Source organism: Allobosea sp. 05T439 (assembly GCF_056396005.1).
In genome coordinates, this window is sequence record NZ_JBFTKP010000003.1 from 1 (window position 1) to 14,654 (window position 14,654).

General features: G+C 65.6%; 17 protein-coding genes and 1 pseudogene. 6 read left to right on the top strand and 12 right to left on the bottom strand.

Annotated elements, in window-relative coordinates; all coding sequences use genetic code 11:
* The coding region (locus AC1DIO_RS03925; protein WP_476853140.1) for a twin-arginine translocation signal domain-containing protein at nt 1-383 on the bottom strand (383 nt) is incomplete at its 3' end.
* 514 nt (nt 384-897) lie between these two features.
* Between AC1DIO_RS03925 and AC1DIO_RS03930 the strand changes: the two genes are divergently transcribed.
* Nucleotides 898-1,614 (top strand): carbonic anhydrase, encoded by a 717-nt coding sequence (locus tag AC1DIO_RS03930; protein WP_441504541.1) that lies wholly within the window; start codon nt 898-900, stop codon nt 1,612-1,614.
* 142 nt (nt 1,615-1,756) lie between these two features.
* On the opposite strand, the gene AC1DIO_RS03935 is transcribed toward AC1DIO_RS03930, so the two are convergent.
* The 4 genes from AC1DIO_RS03935 to AC1DIO_RS03950 are packed head-to-tail and all read right to left on the bottom strand — an operon-like array spanning nt 1,757 to nt 5,806.
* Nucleotides 1,757-3,106, bottom strand: coding sequence for an LLM class flavin-dependent oxidoreductase (locus AC1DIO_RS03935; RefSeq protein ID WP_441504542.1), 1,350 nt, complete (start codon nt 3,104-3,106; stop codon nt 1,757-1,759).
* 23 nt (nt 3,107-3,129) lie between these two features.
* Nucleotides 3,130-3,873, bottom strand: coding sequence for an ABC transporter ATP-binding protein (locus AC1DIO_RS03940; protein WP_441504543.1), 744 nt, complete (start codon nt 3,871-3,873; stop codon nt 3,130-3,132).
* Nucleotides 3,870-4,754: an ABC transporter permease gene (locus AC1DIO_RS03945; RefSeq protein ID WP_441504544.1), complete on the bottom strand. Its 885-nt coding sequence runs from the start codon at nt 4,752-4,754 to the stop codon at nt 3,870-3,872. The genes AC1DIO_RS03940 and AC1DIO_RS03945 overlap by 4 nt, the downstream gene beginning before the upstream one ends.
* An 8-nt stretch (nt 4,755-4,762) precedes the next feature.
* Nucleotides 4,763-5,806, bottom strand: a complete 1,044-nt coding sequence (locus AC1DIO_RS03950; RefSeq protein WP_476853141.1) for a PhnD/SsuA/transferrin family substrate-binding protein — start codon at nt 5,804-5,806, stop codon at nt 4,763-4,765.
* Nucleotides 5,807-6,211: 405 nt separating this feature from the next.
* Here AC1DIO_RS03950 and AC1DIO_RS03955 point away from each other — a divergent pair, with 405 nt between their 5' ends.
* Nucleotides 6,212-6,688: a CYTH domain-containing protein gene (locus AC1DIO_RS03955; RefSeq protein ID WP_441504849.1), complete on the top strand. Its 477-nt coding sequence runs from the start codon at nt 6,212-6,214 to the stop codon at nt 6,686-6,688.
* A 147-nt stretch (nt 6,689-6,835) separates the two neighbouring features.
* Here AC1DIO_RS03955 and AC1DIO_RS03960 read toward each other — a convergent pair whose 3' ends face one another.
* Nucleotides 6,836-7,168: a hypothetical protein gene (locus AC1DIO_RS03960; RefSeq protein ID WP_441504546.1), complete on the bottom strand. Its 333-nt coding sequence runs from the start codon at nt 7,166-7,168 to the stop codon at nt 6,836-6,838.
* A gap of 319 nt (nt 7,169-7,487) precedes the next feature.
* On the opposite strand from AC1DIO_RS03960, the pseudogene AC1DIO_RS03965 reads away from it, so the two are divergent.
* From AC1DIO_RS03965 to AC1DIO_RS03975, 3 genes and pseudogenes are all read left to right on the top strand, one after another.
* Nucleotides 7,488-8,478: pseudogene (locus tag AC1DIO_RS03965) on the top strand (aldo/keto reductase).
* Between the two features lie 32 nt (nt 8,479-8,510).
* Entirely contained in the window at nt 8,511-8,702 is a 192-nt protein-coding gene (locus tag AC1DIO_RS03970) for a hypothetical protein (RefSeq protein WP_441504547.1), read from the top strand.
* A gap of 23 nt (nt 8,703-8,725) precedes the next feature.
* Nucleotides 8,726-8,938 carry an MFS transporter gene (locus AC1DIO_RS03975; protein WP_441504850.1) on the top strand — a complete coding sequence of 71 codons (213 nt, stop codon included), beginning with the start codon at nt 8,726-8,728 and terminating at the stop codon, nt 8,936-8,938.
* On the opposite strand, the gene AC1DIO_RS03980 is transcribed toward AC1DIO_RS03975, so the two are convergent.
* Nucleotides 8,935-9,609, bottom strand: coding sequence for a LuxR C-terminal-related transcriptional regulator (locus AC1DIO_RS03980; RefSeq protein ID WP_441504548.1), 675 nt, complete (start codon nt 9,607-9,609; stop codon nt 8,935-8,937). The two genes, AC1DIO_RS03975 and AC1DIO_RS03980, sit on opposite strands and share 4 nt — an antisense overlap.
* Nucleotides 9,610-9,931: 322 nt before the next feature.
* Between AC1DIO_RS03980 and AC1DIO_RS03985 the strand changes: the two genes are divergently transcribed.
* A complete protein-coding gene (locus AC1DIO_RS03985) occupies nt 9,932-10,057 on the top strand; it encodes a hypothetical protein (RefSeq protein WP_441504549.1) in 126 nt (41 codons plus the stop codon).
* 197 nt (nt 10,058-10,254) lie between these two features.
* Here AC1DIO_RS03985 and AC1DIO_RS03990 read toward each other — a convergent pair whose 3' ends face one another.
* The 5 genes from AC1DIO_RS03990 to AC1DIO_RS04010 form a co-directional block, all read right to left on the bottom strand.
* Nucleotides 10,255-11,037: a DUF4344 domain-containing metallopeptidase gene (locus AC1DIO_RS03990; protein ID WP_441504550.1), complete on the bottom strand. Its 783-nt coding sequence runs from the start codon at nt 11,035-11,037 to the stop codon at nt 10,255-10,257.
* Between the two features lie 864 nt (nt 11,038-11,901).
* Nucleotides 11,902-12,600: a RibD family protein gene (locus AC1DIO_RS03995; protein ID WP_441504551.1), complete on the bottom strand. Its 699-nt coding sequence runs from the start codon at nt 12,598-12,600 to the stop codon at nt 11,902-11,904.
* Between the two features lie 101 nt (nt 12,601-12,701).
* Entirely contained in the window at nt 12,702-13,769 is a 1,068-nt protein-coding gene (locus AC1DIO_RS04000; RefSeq protein ID WP_441504552.1) for an NAD(P)-dependent alcohol dehydrogenase, read from the bottom strand.
* Entirely contained in the window at nt 13,766-14,122 is a 357-nt protein-coding gene (locus AC1DIO_RS04005) for a carboxymuconolactone decarboxylase family protein (protein ID WP_441504553.1), read from the bottom strand. The genes AC1DIO_RS04000 and AC1DIO_RS04005 overlap by 4 nt, the downstream gene beginning before the upstream one ends.
* Nucleotides 14,119-14,535 carry a (R)-mandelonitrile lyase gene (locus AC1DIO_RS04010; RefSeq protein WP_476853142.1) on the bottom strand — a complete coding sequence of 139 codons (417 nt, stop codon included), beginning with the start codon at nt 14,533-14,535 and terminating at the stop codon, nt 14,119-14,121. The genes AC1DIO_RS04005 and AC1DIO_RS04010 overlap by 4 nt, the downstream gene beginning before the upstream one ends.
* Between the last annotated feature and the right edge of the window lie 119 nt (nt 14,536-14,654).

The window sequence follows — 14,654 nt, forward strand, 5'->3', positions numbered from 1 at the left end:
TTGCCGTCGGCAGACACTCCGCCATTGGCCTTGGTCGGGATCTCGGCGGCGAGTTGGGGAACGAGATTGCCGTCCTTGTCCCAGCCGGCGAGCGGCTCGAAGAAAACGCGCGAGGCGATCTGGTCCTTGGTGCCGCTGGCGAAATGCGGATTCAGCAGGGTCGGTGCCTGCCAGAGCAGGATCTTCAGCGGCCCGCCGCCGCCAGCCTTCGTCGGCTTGTATTCGATCGTTGCGTTCGCCATTGCGACGCCGTTCCAGGCGAGGATCTGGCTCGCGATCGGCGCAGTAATACCCACTGCCGCCATTCGCTGAATAAAGGAACGCCGCGAGAGGCGACCTTCCTTCAGATTGTTCACCATCCCCTGGATATCTTGACTATTCATGACTTACCCTCAGATTCATCTGACAAGAGACCGGTCAATAGATTGACCGGATCCAGCCTTCTTTTATTAAATCTAAAGCGTGACGATGCTTTGGATTCAACGCTGGTGGTAAGAGCTACAGAATTAAGCCCGGCTTAAGGCAATCGGCGAAGGTGGCGCTTAAGGTCCGCTTCCGGCACAAGCCAGATATGCGGGAGCCGCGCAGCGCGACCACGCCGGACACCGGATGCTCGCCGATCGGCCAGAAGTGGAGCGACTGCCCCCTCGCGGACCACTGAGGCCTTCAGCGGGCCGCCAGCCCGGACTCAGGACGGATGGAATGCCGCAATGGGCCGGGTTCAGGCGGGCTACCCATGAGGAAGCCCTGCAAAATCCCCACTTCGCAGTATCCCCATCCTGTAGCAGTAATAGGGCGCAGGCTGCGTCTGCGAGCCTGGCGGCAAGGATCGTGAATCGCCGCGCTCAGCGGCCGGGGCTGCGCGCCATGCAGGCCGTTCTGGAGGAGACTTCCGTCATGTGTGATCTCTGCTGCTCGCCCGCGCCCGGCCTGTCCCGCCGTGGCCTGTTTTCCGGCATGGTGGCCCTTGCCGGCGCCGCCGCCCTGCCCCGGCAAGCCTTCGCCCAGGCCGCGCCCCCGCAGAATGCGATCTCGCCCGACGAAGTGCTGAAGCGGCTGATGGAGGGCAATGCCCGCTATGCCGCGAACACCCCGACCAATCAGGATTACTCGGCCGGCCGGGCTGCCCGCGCCAGCGCCCAGTATCCGGTGGCTGCGATCCTGAGCTGCGCGGATTCGCGGGTCTCGCCGGAACTCGCCTTCGACCAGGGCCCCGGCGACCTCTTCGTGGTTCGTCTCGCCGGCAATTTCGTCAATGACGATGGCCTGGCCAGCCTCGAATATGCCGTGAAATACCTCAACACGCCGCTCGTCATGGTCCTTGGCCATTCGGGCTGTGGCGCCATCGACGCCACGATCAAGGTCGTGCGGGACAAGGCGACCCTGCCGGGCCATCTCCAGGAAATGGTGCGCGAGCTCAGGCCGGCGGTCGCGGCCGCCAAGGCCGGCAAGCCGGACGACCTCCTTGCCGCGGCGATCGCGGAAAACATCCGCCGCGGCAAACGCCGTCTCGAGACCGCCAAACCGATCCTCGCGGAGTTCGTTGCTAGCAGGAAGATCAAGGTCGTCGGGGCACATTACGAGCTGGCGAGCGGCAAGATCACGCTGCTCTGAGGCATGACCGGGGCCGGGCGGTCCCTTGCGACGTGACAAGCCCCCTCACCCGCGCCGTTGTATCGGGTTGATCGTAGCACCTCCCCAGGACCACCCGCCCGAGACAGCTCCCGTAGCGCGGTCTCGGCGCGCGCTGCGGCGATCAGGCGGATCTTTGCAGCGGCGCCTGCTGGTCGAATTGGCTCGGCACCGGATCGAGCCCCAGGCGCTGGCGTAAGGTGCCCTCGCCATACTCGGTCCGGAACAGTCCGCGCTTCTGCAGCAATGGCACGACCTCGCTGGTGAAGAGAGCGAACTGGCGCGGCAGGATCGGCGGCATGACGTTGAAGCCGTCGGCCGCGCCCGAGACGAACCAGTCCTCGATCACATCGGCGATCTGCTCGGGCGTGCCGGTCGCGGTGAAATGCCCGCGCGCTCCGGCAAGGCTGTGCAGCAACCCGCGCAGCGTCGGCCGCTCGCGCCCGACCAGGGCGGTGATCGCCTGCGCCCGGCTGCGCGAGGCCTGCACCTGCGAGGGATCGGGAAAATCGTCGACCGACAGGACCTGGTCGAGCTGCAGATGCGAGAAATCATGGCCGCCGAAGCGGTTCGACAGGCGCGACAGGCCAACTGTCGGGTGGGACAGCTCGTTCAACTCCTCCCATACCCGCTTCGCCTCGACTTCAGTCGAGCCGATCGCAGCGCTGATCCCGGGCAGGATGACGATCTGGTCGCCCCGGCGGCCGAGCACGCGGGCTTGCGTCTTGATGTCGGAATAGAAGGCAATCGCGCTCTCCTTGGTGAGATGCGCGGTGAAGATCGCCTCGGCATAGCGGGCCGCGAAAGCACGGCCATCGGTCGAGGCGCCCGCCTGGACGAAGACGGGCCTCCCCTGCGGCGAGCGCGGGATGTTCAGCGCGCCGGCAACCCCGAAATGCGTGCCGCGATGGTCGGCGCGGCGGATCCGGTCGGGCCTGGCGAAATGCCCGGTCTCGCGGTCGTCGAGGATCGCGTCCGCCGCCCAGCTGTCCCAGAGTTTCGAGGCAACCTCGACGAACTCGTGAGCCCGCTCATAGCGCTGGTCGATCCCGGCCTGCCGCTCCTGGCCAAAGTTCCCCGCGGCCGCCGGCGCCCAGGAGGTCACGATGTTCCAGCCGATGCGGCCGCCGCTGAGATGGTCGAGCGAGGCGAGCTGCCGGGCGAGATTGTAAGGCTCGCTATAGGTCGTCGAGGCCGTCGCGATCAACCCGATGCGCTCGGTCAGCGCCGAGAGTGCGCCGAGCAGGGTCAGCGGTTCGAGTTCCCCGCGCGCCGCATGTTCAAGCTCGTCGCCCAGCGCGACATGGTCGGCGAAGAAGACGGAATCGAGCTTTGCCGCCTCAGCCGCCAGCGCCAGGTCGCGGTAGTAGGCGACGTCGGTCAGCGCCCGCTGCGTCGAACCGTCGTGACGCCAGGCCGCCTCGTGATGGCCGCGACCGTTGATGAAGAGATTGAGGTGAAGTTCACGGGTCATGGGTTCGCTCTCTCGGGTGTCGGTCAGATGGGATCGGTGACGCCGAGGGCGGCGAGGAGTTCGCCACGCAGCACAGCAAAGCCCGGGTGCCTGGCGCGCGGGTGGGCCAAGGAAACCGGCTGGTCGAGGGTGATGCGTCCTTCGTCGATGACGAGCACGCGATCGGCGAGCTTGATCGCTTCGTCGACGTCATGGGTGACGAGCAGGACGGTCGGGCGATGCTGCCGGATCAGGCGGAAGAGGAGATCGTGCATCCGGATCCGCGTCAGCGCGTCGAGTGCGCCGAAGGGCTCGTCCGCCAGAAGCAGGCGCGGCTGGCGCACCAGGGAGCGGGCGAGCGCCACCCGTTGCTGTTCGCCGCCGGAAAGCGCGTTCGGCCACGCCTCCTCCCGCCCGGAGAGGCCGACATCGGCCAGCGCCTGCCGCCCGCGAGCGTCGCTGTCGGCCGCATGCAGGCCGAAGACGACATTCTGCAGCACGCTCTTCCAGGGCAGCAGCCGCGAATCCTGGAAGAGGACGGAGCGGTCGGCCGGCACCGTGAGCGTGCCCTCGCCCTCGACACCATCGTCGAGCCCGGCGATGGCGCGCAGCAACGTGCTCTTGCCCGAACCGCTCTTGCCGATGAGCGCGACGAACTCGCCCGCGGCGAAATCCAGCGAGGCGGGCCCGAGCACACTGCGGCCGGAGAAGCGGCGCGTGACGTCGCGCAGGCTGACCGCGAGGGCGTCCGGCTGCGGCAGGCGGAGCGGATGAGCCGAGGCGTTCATGACGCCAGCGCCTTGCGATAGGACAACGCCTTGCGCTCCCAGAGCCGGACGGCGAAATCGGAGCCGAGGCCGAGCACCGCATAGATCGCGAGGCCGACCACGATGATATCGGTCTGGCCATAGTCGCGGGCGCGGTTCATCAAGTAGCCGATGCCCTGGCTGGTATTGATCTGTTCGAGCACGACGAGCGCCGTCCAGCAGGTGGTCACGGCAAGTCGCAGGCCGGTGAAGAAGCCCGGCAACGCGCCGGGCAGCGCCACCTCGCGCAGGAAGGCGCTGCGCGTCAGCCCGACGCTGCGGGCGAGCTCGACATGGCGGATATCGATGCCCCGCAGCGCCGCATGGGTGTTGATATAGATCGGCACGAAGACGCTGGAGGCGATCAGGGCCACCTTCATGGCCTCGCCGATCCCGAGCCAGAGGATCGCGAGCGGGATCAGCGCGAGCGTCGGGATCGCCCGCTTGATCTGGACGAGGCCGTCGATCGAGGCCTCGCCGATCCGGCTGAGACCGGATGCGAGCGCCAGCAGCAGGCCGACCGCGACGCCGATGCCGAGCCCCAGATAGGCGCGCCCCGCCGATGCCAGGAAATGGTCGGCAAGCGTGCCCGATTGCAGCAGCTCGAAGCCGGTGAACAGGGCGATCGACGGCGCCGCGAGGAATTTCGGCGAGAGCCACCCCGTCAGCGAGGCGAGCTCCCAGAGAACGACCAGCGCGACCGGCCCGAACAGGATGGCGCCCGCAGGCAGGCGGCCCGGCGCCAGTTTCGGGAGCTTGCCCTGCGCGGGGGGCGTCGGGTTTGCCTGCGCCGGAACGCCCGCAATCGCGGCGAAGGGCACCGAATAGGCCGTGGCAATCAGCGCGTGGCTTTGATCGGACATGGACAGCCTCAATTGGATTTGGCGGCGATGATGTCGTCGAAGCGCAGATCGAATTCCTCGCGTGCATCGAGCCGTTTCGGCAGGTCGCCAGCCTCGTGGATGACGTCGATCAAGGCCTGCTGCTTCGGGATCAGGCTGGCGAGCAGGGGAAATTCGAAGCGCCCCTCGGCTTCGACGATCCTGCGCCCATCCGCCGGCTTGAGGTTCTGGCGCTTGACGTAATAGGCCTCGACCCAGCCCTCGGCATTCGCATGCGACCAGCGGTTGGCATCGATCCAGGCCGCCACGAACTCGCGAATGGCTGCGAGCTTGGCCGGATCGTCCAGGGCCCGCTTGCTCGCATAGAGATAGGTCAGGCTCTTCGGCAGGCGGTCGTTCTGGTCCTTCGGCAGGGCGCTCGCGCCGCGATCGGCGAAATCGGCGAGATAGCGCGAGAAATGCGGCTCGTTCAGCGCCGCTACATCGACCTGCCCCGTTCGCACCGCATCCGGGAAATCGGCGGCCCGCAAGGGCACGAGCCGCACATCCTTCTTCGTCAGCCMCGCGAGCTTCAGCGCGTTGAGAACGAAGGGCTGACGGCCCGTCCCCTCGCCATAGGCGATGCTCTTGCCGCGCAGTTCCTCCAGCGAGGCGATCTTCAGCCCGGGGCGTACGGCCAGCGCGTAGTCGGTTTCGGACGAGGTGCGCGCCGCCACGATCGGAATCTGCTCGCCAGCCGCATGGGCCTGGATGGGCGGCGTGTTGCCGACGGTCGCGAGATCGAGAGCCCCCGCCCGGAAGGCTTCGAGAATGGCCGGGCCGCCGAGAAAATTGGCATAGGTCACCTGGCTCGACAGCCTGTCATGGGCGCCCGACGCCCGCATCAGGCTCTGCAGCGCCTCATTCTGATCGGCGACGACCAGCCTCGTGCCGACCGGAGCCTTCGCAAGTGGTGCGGGCTGCCCCTGGGCCGCCGCAAGACCGGGGGCGGCGACCGAAAGCAGGAGCGACATGGCCAGGATCGTGCGGCGCCTCAGCCCTTGTGTCCCTGCGGAAAGCGCATCGCTCGACATGGTTGTTCCTCACTCAGCTCGTGCCCGGCCAGGGATGAATGTCGCGACCGGCCGTCGAAATACTGGCGAAGAATCGTTCTTTTAGTCAAACAGAATGTTCTTTCTGAAATACAACGAAACGGCGAACGTCATTCTCCTGGAGCTGCGCATGCGAGAACGCTGCTGCTCGGCGAAAAATTCTGTCTCCGGGAGGACGATGACGGAGCAAAGCGTTCGCTGTTGCTGCGGAGGCACGGCCAGTATTGCGGCGGCACCGGAAAAGGGCCTTCGACGCCTGCCGGCCGAAACCCAATCCGGGATGCCGATCCGGGGTCCGGAGTGAAGCGGTGAGCTCCCCCTATGGGTTATGCCGAGAACGCCAATCAGGTTATCGCTGGTGAGACGAGACCCAACAGCGAACCGGACATGGGCACAGAGATTGAACGCAAATTCCTCGTCATCGCCGACGATTGGCGGGAGAAAGCTGGCCCGGGGCAGCCCCTGCGCCAGGGCTATCTTACGCCGAAGGGGACAACCAGCGTCCGCATCCGCTGTGCCGCCGCTGAGGCGTTCCTCACCATCAAGGGGGAGACTCATGGTCTGGCCCGCCCGGAGTTCGAATACGAAATCCCCGTCGCGGAAGCCGAGGAGATGCTGCTGACGCTGTGCATCGGCCCACCCCTCGAAAAGACGCGATACAGGGTCGAGCATGGCGGGTTGACGTGGGACGTGGATGTGTTCTCAGGCCGCCATGCAGGGCTTGTGATCGCCGAGGTCGAACTGATCGAGGCCGCTCAGCATGTCGATCTTCCGTCTTGGGTCGGACTCGAAGTCACGAATGATCCTCGCTACCGAAATGCCGCGCTCGCCGAGGGGGACGTTCTGCCTCCAGCGTCGCCATAAGTTCGCCCCTCTTCCAGCGGTGACGGGCATTTTTGGGTTTGCCGCCTTCCGCCCCCCGGAGATATCGAGGATCAGTGGCAGGCGACAGCCTTCTGCCTCTGCATCGGCTGCCCGCAAAAGCCGCAATCCGCTTTTCGGGCCGGCGCCCTAAGGCTCCCCGCCATTGGGGTTCGGCCCCTCGCCGCCTCGCCGCGGCTGATCGCCAAGGCGCTCGGCCACGGCCTCCCGAGCCTGCGCAAAGATCATCCCGACCGTCGCGACGATATCGTTGAGCAGACGAGCATCCTCTTCGATGGAGACGCCTTCAATCGTTGCGTTCTTGGCGTCGTTCAGAAACCGCTGCTCCAGGGCATCGAGACGCTCCGGCCCGCCCAGAATGGCGATCTCGACCAGGGCGTTCCTGGCGAGGCTCGCGGCACCGGCCAGCGACGCTGCCAGCGTGTTGATGAAGGCCTCTTGGCCATGGGGACCGCCGTGCATGGTTCCCTCCCGGTTGCGGGCAATGATCGCACCGAGCGAGACGCCGTGTCGAATCCAGCTGCCACTCCCAGCAGATTGCCGGAGCGGCCATCTGGGTTTGAGTTTCGCCCCGGAGCAGACCTCCACCAGCGGCGCACTCGCCGCTCCCGAAAGGTACGGCGCGTGACGAACGCGCCAGTTTAGCACGCCACGGCTCAGGCTTACTCATGAACTACGGATATGACTTCATGCGGTCTATGCCGTCTAATTGATCGATGGCGCCTCCCCTATCTTCGGCAGCACGGCGAGAGAACGCCCTTTGAACCCCGGAGAACAGGCGATGAAGTCACGTCTTCTTGGACAGAATGGCCTAGCGGTGTCGGCCCTCGGTTATGGCTGCATGGGGCTGGATTTCGGCTATGCCAACAGGCTCAGCAGGCAGGAGGGCGTCACGCTGATCCGCCAGGCGGTGGAGCGCGGCGTCACCTTCTTCGATACGGCCGAAGTCTATGGCCCCTACACCAATGAGGAGATGGTCGGGGAAGCGCTACGACCGGTCCGTGACCAGGTGGTGATCGCCACCAAGTTCGGCTTCAACTTCGTCGAGGGCAAGCAGTCCGGCCTGAACAGCCGGCCCGCGCAGATCAAGGCGGTCGCGGATGCCTCCCTCAAGCGGCTCGGCGTCGATGTCATCGACCTGTTCTACCAGCACCGTGTCGACCCCCGGCGTGCCGATCGAGGATGTCGCCGGCGCCGTCAAGGACCTGATCGCGGCCGGCAAGGTCAGGCATTTCGGGCTCTCCGAACCCGGCGCGAAGACAGCACGCCGCGCCCATGCCGTGCAGCCGATCACCGCCCTGCAGAACGAGTATTCGCTGTGGACGCGCGGCGTCGAGAGCAATGGCATCCTGGAAACCTGCGAGGAACTGGGCATCGGCCTCGTGCCCTACAGCCCGCTCGGCAAGGGTTTTCTCACCGGCGCGATGAGCAAGGACACCAAGCTCGGCGAGGGCGATTTCCGCAGCATCCTGCCGCGTTTCACTCCCGAAGCCATGGCGAAGAACCAGGCCTTGGTCGATCTCCTCCAGCGCATCGCCACCGAGAAGGGCGCGAAGCCGGCGCAGATCGCGCTCGCCTGGCTGCTCGCCCAGAAGCCCTGGATCGTGCCGATCCCCGGAACGACCAAGCTTCATCGCCTCGAGGAGAACCTTGGCGCCGTCGCGGTCGAGCTCACCGCCGCCGATCTTGCCGAGATCGAGCAGGCTGCGGCGGCGATCGCGATCGAGGGCGAGCGCTATCCCGCGCAATTGCTCGCGACCACCGGCCTTTGAGCGCCGGCAGGTCAACCGTACGGAACTGGCCCATGAGCAACGACATCGAAGCCAAGGCGCTGGCCTGCGCCGCCGCCCGGTCGCGCCCTGATGCGGCCGGCCAGCCCTGGCGGGTGCTCGGCGTGCTCAGCGTGCTGATGGGTTTCGCGTCGATCTCGACCGACCTCTATCTGCCCGCCTTGCCGGAGATGGCGCACGCGCTCTTCGCGCCGATACCGGGCTGATCGAGCTCACGGTCTCGGGTTTCCTGACCGGCTTCAGCCTCGGCCAGCTGTTCTGGGGCCCGATCAGCGACCGCTATGGCCGGTGCCGGCCGGTGGCGATCGGCCTCGTGCTCTTCGTCATCGGCTCGGCCGGTTGCGCATTCGCGGGCAGCGCCGGAGCGATGATCGGCTGGCGCATCGTCCAGGCCGTCGGCGCCATCATCTCGGGCAAGCAGATGAGATCAGGCTTCCCTTAGGAGTGGAGCCTTGTGACCGTCGCGATGGTCATCGGCGGATAGAGCCTTTGCGCGGCGAGCACCACCTCGAGGCGGTTGCGCACGTTCAGCTTGGCCATCAGGTTGGTCATGTAGCCCTTGATGGTCTTGTCGCTGAGCGACAGCTCGCGGGCAATCTCGCTGTTGCGTTTCCCAAGCAGCAGCAATTTGACGATCTGCTCCTCGCGGACGCTGAGCCTGTTGCTGATCGCCTTCTGGCGTTCGACCGCCTTGTCCTGCAAGGCACCGATCACCTTGGTCGCGAAGGCGGGTGTGACATAGACATCGCCGTGCTGCGCGGCCTGAAGCGCCTGGAACAGATCCTCGCCGGGGCTGCCTTTCAGGACATAGCCCCTTGCTCCGGCATCCAGGGCCCTGATCGCATCATCGGGGCTTGTCGAGGCTGTGAACACGATGATCTTTGTCTCGGGAGCGATCTTCAGCGCGTCCGCAATCGCCTGGAAGACATCCCCCACCATATTGAGATCGACGATCATCTCACCGGGGCGGTGCGTCCTGACGATCGAGACGATATCCTCCGCGATGTTCCCGGTCGCGGTGAGCGCGAAACCGCCCCATCGTTTGAGCAGTGCTCCGATCCCCTCCATCAACAAGGGGTGGTCGTCGACGATCGCAACCGAGCGGTCCGGCATGATCCCAGAACCTCTGTACCGTACTTCACCTCCCCAGGCCGAGCGAATGGTTGCTTAGTCAACGCTCTTTGTAAATGCTAAAAAAATCGAAACATTCTCGAACCATCATGGGCCGGAAGCGGAGCAGGAAGGCCGGGCTGGCAGGGGTTCGACCATGGCTCYGCGATTTGCCGCCCTGCTGCCCCGGCGCTGCGATGGTCAGGGCAACGATCACACCATCAGTTTGCGCCGGGATAAACTTCGAGGCGAGGATTCATCGGGATTTAGTCGCCAATCTGTACTATGATGACGGGGTGGGGACCTACTCAACGAGGGCTGCGCAATGAAAACACTCCTGATCCTGGCTATTTCAGTGGCGTTGTCTGGCGTCGGCGGATGCGCCTATTACGGCAAGGGCAAAGCACCCCCGCCCGCGCCAGCGGCAACGCCCATCGTCACCAAGGGCTGACGCCCCAAGCCAATATGTCAGAGAACGGCCGGTTCAACTGGCCGTTCTCTTCTCACAATACTTGCCTGCTTTGCTCTGCTTGCCTGAATTCTATCCCTCGATGTCTCGGCGACGGGTGCGCGAGGCCGCGCGCCTGGTGAGCCCGATGATAGGGTCCCGAGAGCCAAGCCGGGCTTCACCTTCTGCAGACAGACACTCTATTTCGGCGCGGCGGAATTCACCTGCGGATACAGCCGGGCCAGCGCCGCCTGGTCAAGATGCGGGACGAGCAGCGTCTTGAAGGCGTGGTCGACCTGTTCATATTCGACCTTGCAGCCACTGGCGCGTTCGGCCGGCAGCACGCCCTTGTCGACCAGCGCCTTGTAGCGGACGGGGTCGGAGCCATAGGCGAGGCAAAGCACGTTGTACATGCGCTGCAGCGGAGTGCTGTGAGCATCGGCGAATGTCTGCCCGTCGACCGGGCCGCCCGGCATCCGCTTGAGCTTCTTGAAGCTGTGGACGCCCGCCTCGTTGAGGTAGCAATAGACGATGCCGGCGATCAGGCCGTAGGCATCAGCCTTGTAAAGGTTGAGCTCCATGTAGGACGCAACGAAATCGGCGGCGTCCTCCTCATTCCCCAGCACCGGAATCTTGAGATAGTCGAAGATCGCGTGCCCGCCTTCGTGAAGAAACAGGTCGATGACCGGCCCGACAAGAGCATCGTTCTCACTCACCCAATCGGGCCGCTTGGGACCCCGCGCGATGTCGAGGACATACGCGACATACTCGTAGCAGATCGTGATCTCGTCATTCTCGAACCAGGCATCGATCTCGCCGTCGCAGCCCTTCGCCTTCAGCGTCAATGGCCTCGGCAGCCGGAAAAGCCGGTAGAATTCGGCCGCCTTCTCGAGTGCCTGCTTTTCACGCAGGAGATCGAGGACGGGCTGATGCGCCGGGTTCTTCGGCGCCTCGTAGGTGATGGTGACGACAGGCGCCGGCACGGCGGGCTGCGCGGATGCCGCTCCGGTCACGCTCAAAGCCAAGCCGAAAGCGCACACGCCGAATGACAGTCTGGAGGCTGGCCTCATGGCGGCTCCCCTTCCTGATGCGACCGATCAGGTAGATGCCAGCCTAACCCAGAAGGAGTGCTTGCGGGAGAGCGTCTGCGCCGTGGCAGGTCGGCTGAGACTTCGGATGGGATGACCGGGTTTCGATCGGGACGGCACCTCGGCCTTGCCCGGCATCGCCGCGCGTTGGCAATGGAGGATACGAGAGCCGGAATAACCGTAATGTGTCCTTCGCCTCATAGACCGGACCTTCCCGCCCCCGCGATGATCTGCCCATACTCATGGGGTGGGTTGCAGGGGGTATGAGATGGACCAGAGACGCGTCGCGGCGGCCGTCGAGGCGGCCGCCCGGGCATTGCATGAATCCGTACGAAACCATCATCAGTTTCATTGGGACAAGATKACCGAAACCTGGCGACAGGACTTGCGGAGCTACATTCAGCCCAGCGTGATCGCTGCGCTCGAGGCATCGGACCGGATCGTCGCGTCCTCGCCTCCCAGATCGGCATCGGTTGCGAGGCCGCGGCTGCCCTCGGTCGGGCGCTGACGCCGGCACCGCAAAGGCGGAGCGACACAAGTGGTTGCATCGCCAGGACTGGCCGCGCCATGTGGAATGACGCGGCCATGATCCTGGGCACGCGTCCCTGCGCCCCTGCCGCTGGACCAGCAAGGCCATGTCGATGACGCTGCGACAGCGCACATCGCTACGCTCGAGCCGCTCGAAGGCGTCGTTGATCTCGTCCATGCCGATCATCTCGACATCGGGATGAACACCCTTCTTGGCGCAGCGTCCGGGCCTCAGCGGGGCGCCACGATGTAGCGCAGATGCAGGATGCCATGCGCCAGCGGTTCGCAGCTCTTGAAGGAGAGCTGCACATCGCCGTCGAGGCCGTCTTCTCCGGCCTCGACGAAACCCTGATGTCCGCCCCGTCCGTCGAGGGCGGGCACGAGGAGCAGGCTCAGCTCGTTGACCAGGCTTGCGGCGAAGAAAGAGCCGTTGATACCGGCGCCGCCCTCGAGCAGCAGCCGGTGGATGCCGAGCTCGTGGCCGAGGACATCCAGCATGGCGGCCAGATCGATCTTCGCGGTTTCGGCGACGATATAGGAGACACCGTCCGCGGCGAGTTCGGCGAGATGACTGTCTGCAACCCCAGGGCCGAGCAGCACCACGACAGGGTCGCCGCCGATCTTCGGCCCGGCAAAGTGGAGTTTGCCGGATGGATCGAGCGCTATCGCAAAGCACTCGGCTTCACGGACCGCGAAATGGCAGGGCCGCTCGACCGGGCCGACCTGGGCCGGTGCGTGCGGACCGACCTTGCTGATCTCGGCCATCGTTACCCGGCCGACGAGCCAGGCGTCGGGCTCGAGCCCCTCATGGACCTCTTCATAGAGCCTGGACCATTCGGCCTTGCTGCCATCGGGGCTCCAGGTGAAGCGGCTCGGATGGAGGCTGCCGTCCAGCGACGAGAGCATGTGGCAGATGACGATGGGTCTCATGGCTTGCTCCCCCAAGGCGCTCGCACGGAATGGCACCGCCCTTCGGAATGGCACCACCATGCGCGATGGCGCGGCCATGATCTTGATCCGACCCGCGCGCCCTACCCCGCCTGCGCTGGAACCAGCGAGGCCATGTCGATGACGAAGCGGTAGCGCACATCGGCGCGCTCGAGCCGCAGGAAGGCGTCGTTGATCTCGTCCATGCGGATCATCTCCACATCGGGATGAACCCCCTTCTTGGCGCAGAAATCCAGCATCTCCTGCGTCTCGGCGATGCCGCCGATCGGCGAGCCGGCGATACGCCGGCGGCCGAGCAGCAGCGGCACGGTCGAGGGCTCCGCGAGCGGCCCGACCTGGCCGACCAGGACGAGCGTCGCATCGACATCGAGCAGCGAGAGATAGGGGTTGATGTCGTGCCTGACCGGAACGGTATCGATGATCAGGTCAAAGCCGTTTGCGGCCCTGGCCATGGCCTCGGCATCGCTGGAGACCAGCAGCCGGTCGGCGCCGAGCGCCAGCGCATCGGCCTGCTTGTCTGCCGTACGGCTCATCACCGTGACATCGGCGCCGAGCGCAGCCGCGAGCTTCACCGCCATATGGCCGAGGCCGCCGAGACCAACCACGCCGACGCGGCTGCCCGGTCCGACATTCCAGGTGCGCAGCGGCGAATAGGTGGTGATGCCAGCGCAGAGCAGCGGCGCGACCTTGGCGAGATCGAGCCCGTCGGGCACGCGCAGCGCAAACTCCTCGCGCACCACGAGGTGCTTGGAATAGCCGCCATAGGTCGGCTCGGCCGGCTCGCAGGAGAAGCGCTCCTTGTCGTTATAGGTCTGGACATTGCCCTTGCGGCAGAGCTGTTCCAGCCCCTTGCGGCACTGGTCGCAGGCCTGGCAGGAATCGACCATGCAGCCGACGGCGACATGATCGCCGGCCTTGTAGCGGCGGACATCGCGGCCGACCGCGGTCACCCGGCCGACGATCTCATGGCCCGGCACCATGGGATACTGGCTCCAKCCCCAGTCGTTGCGGGCCTGGTGCAGATCGGTGTGGCAGACGCCGCAATAGAGCACCTCCATCGCAACATCGTTCGGCCGAAGCTCCCGCCGCGTGACATCGAAGGGGGCGAGCGGCGAAGCGGCCGACCGGGCGGCATAGCCAATGGTCTTCATGCCAGGTCTCCCGTCCTGATGGTCGTTGAAGCGCCGGCCTCATCGAGGGCCTGGCGCAGCACAGGAATGGCGGAATTGGCGGTCGGCCAGCCCGCTGAGAGGGCAAGATGGGTGACGAGCTCGGTCAGCTCGTCCGCCGTCACGCCATTGTCGAGCGCGCGCCGGACATGGCCGGGCGGTTCGTTCGTGCGGTTGAGCGCAACCAGGCTCGCGACGGTGATCCGGCTGCGGTCGCACTTCGACAGGCCGGGGCGCTCCCAGACCTCGCCGAACAGGACGCGATCGCCCAAACCGGCAAGGGCCGGAGCGACATCGCCATAGGCCTTTTGCGCAGGGCTGCGATCATCCGTCATCCCTGCACCTCTCCGCGATGAACCTGCCAGAGATAATCCTGGTCCACGACCTTCTCCATCCAGGTCACCACCGAACCATCCTTCATCGCGGCAATGGCGACATGCGCCATGGCGCAGTCCGGCGCGGCGCCGTGCCAGTGTTTCTCGCCCGGTTCGAACCAGACGATGTCGCCGGGCCGGATCTCCTCGACCGGACCGCCCTCGCGCTGCACCCGGCCCAGCCCCGAGAGCACCAGAAGGGTCTGGCCGAGCGGATGGGTGTGCCAGGCCGTCCGCGCTCCGGGTTCGAAGGTGACGGTCGCGCCGCTCAGGGCGGCGCCGCCGGCAAAGGGCGCATCGATCCTGACCGTGCCCGTGAAATACTCGGCCGGCCCCTTTGCAGAAGGCTGCGCCMCGCTTCGCTTGATGTCCATCCACGTTTCCTCACGTCCTCGTGCCTGGAGCCGGACAGACTCCCGCCCCTCCCAAGCACTGTAGCCGCGCGACATTCATTGGATTAGGCGATAGAAACCGCATGAAGCCATATCGGGAG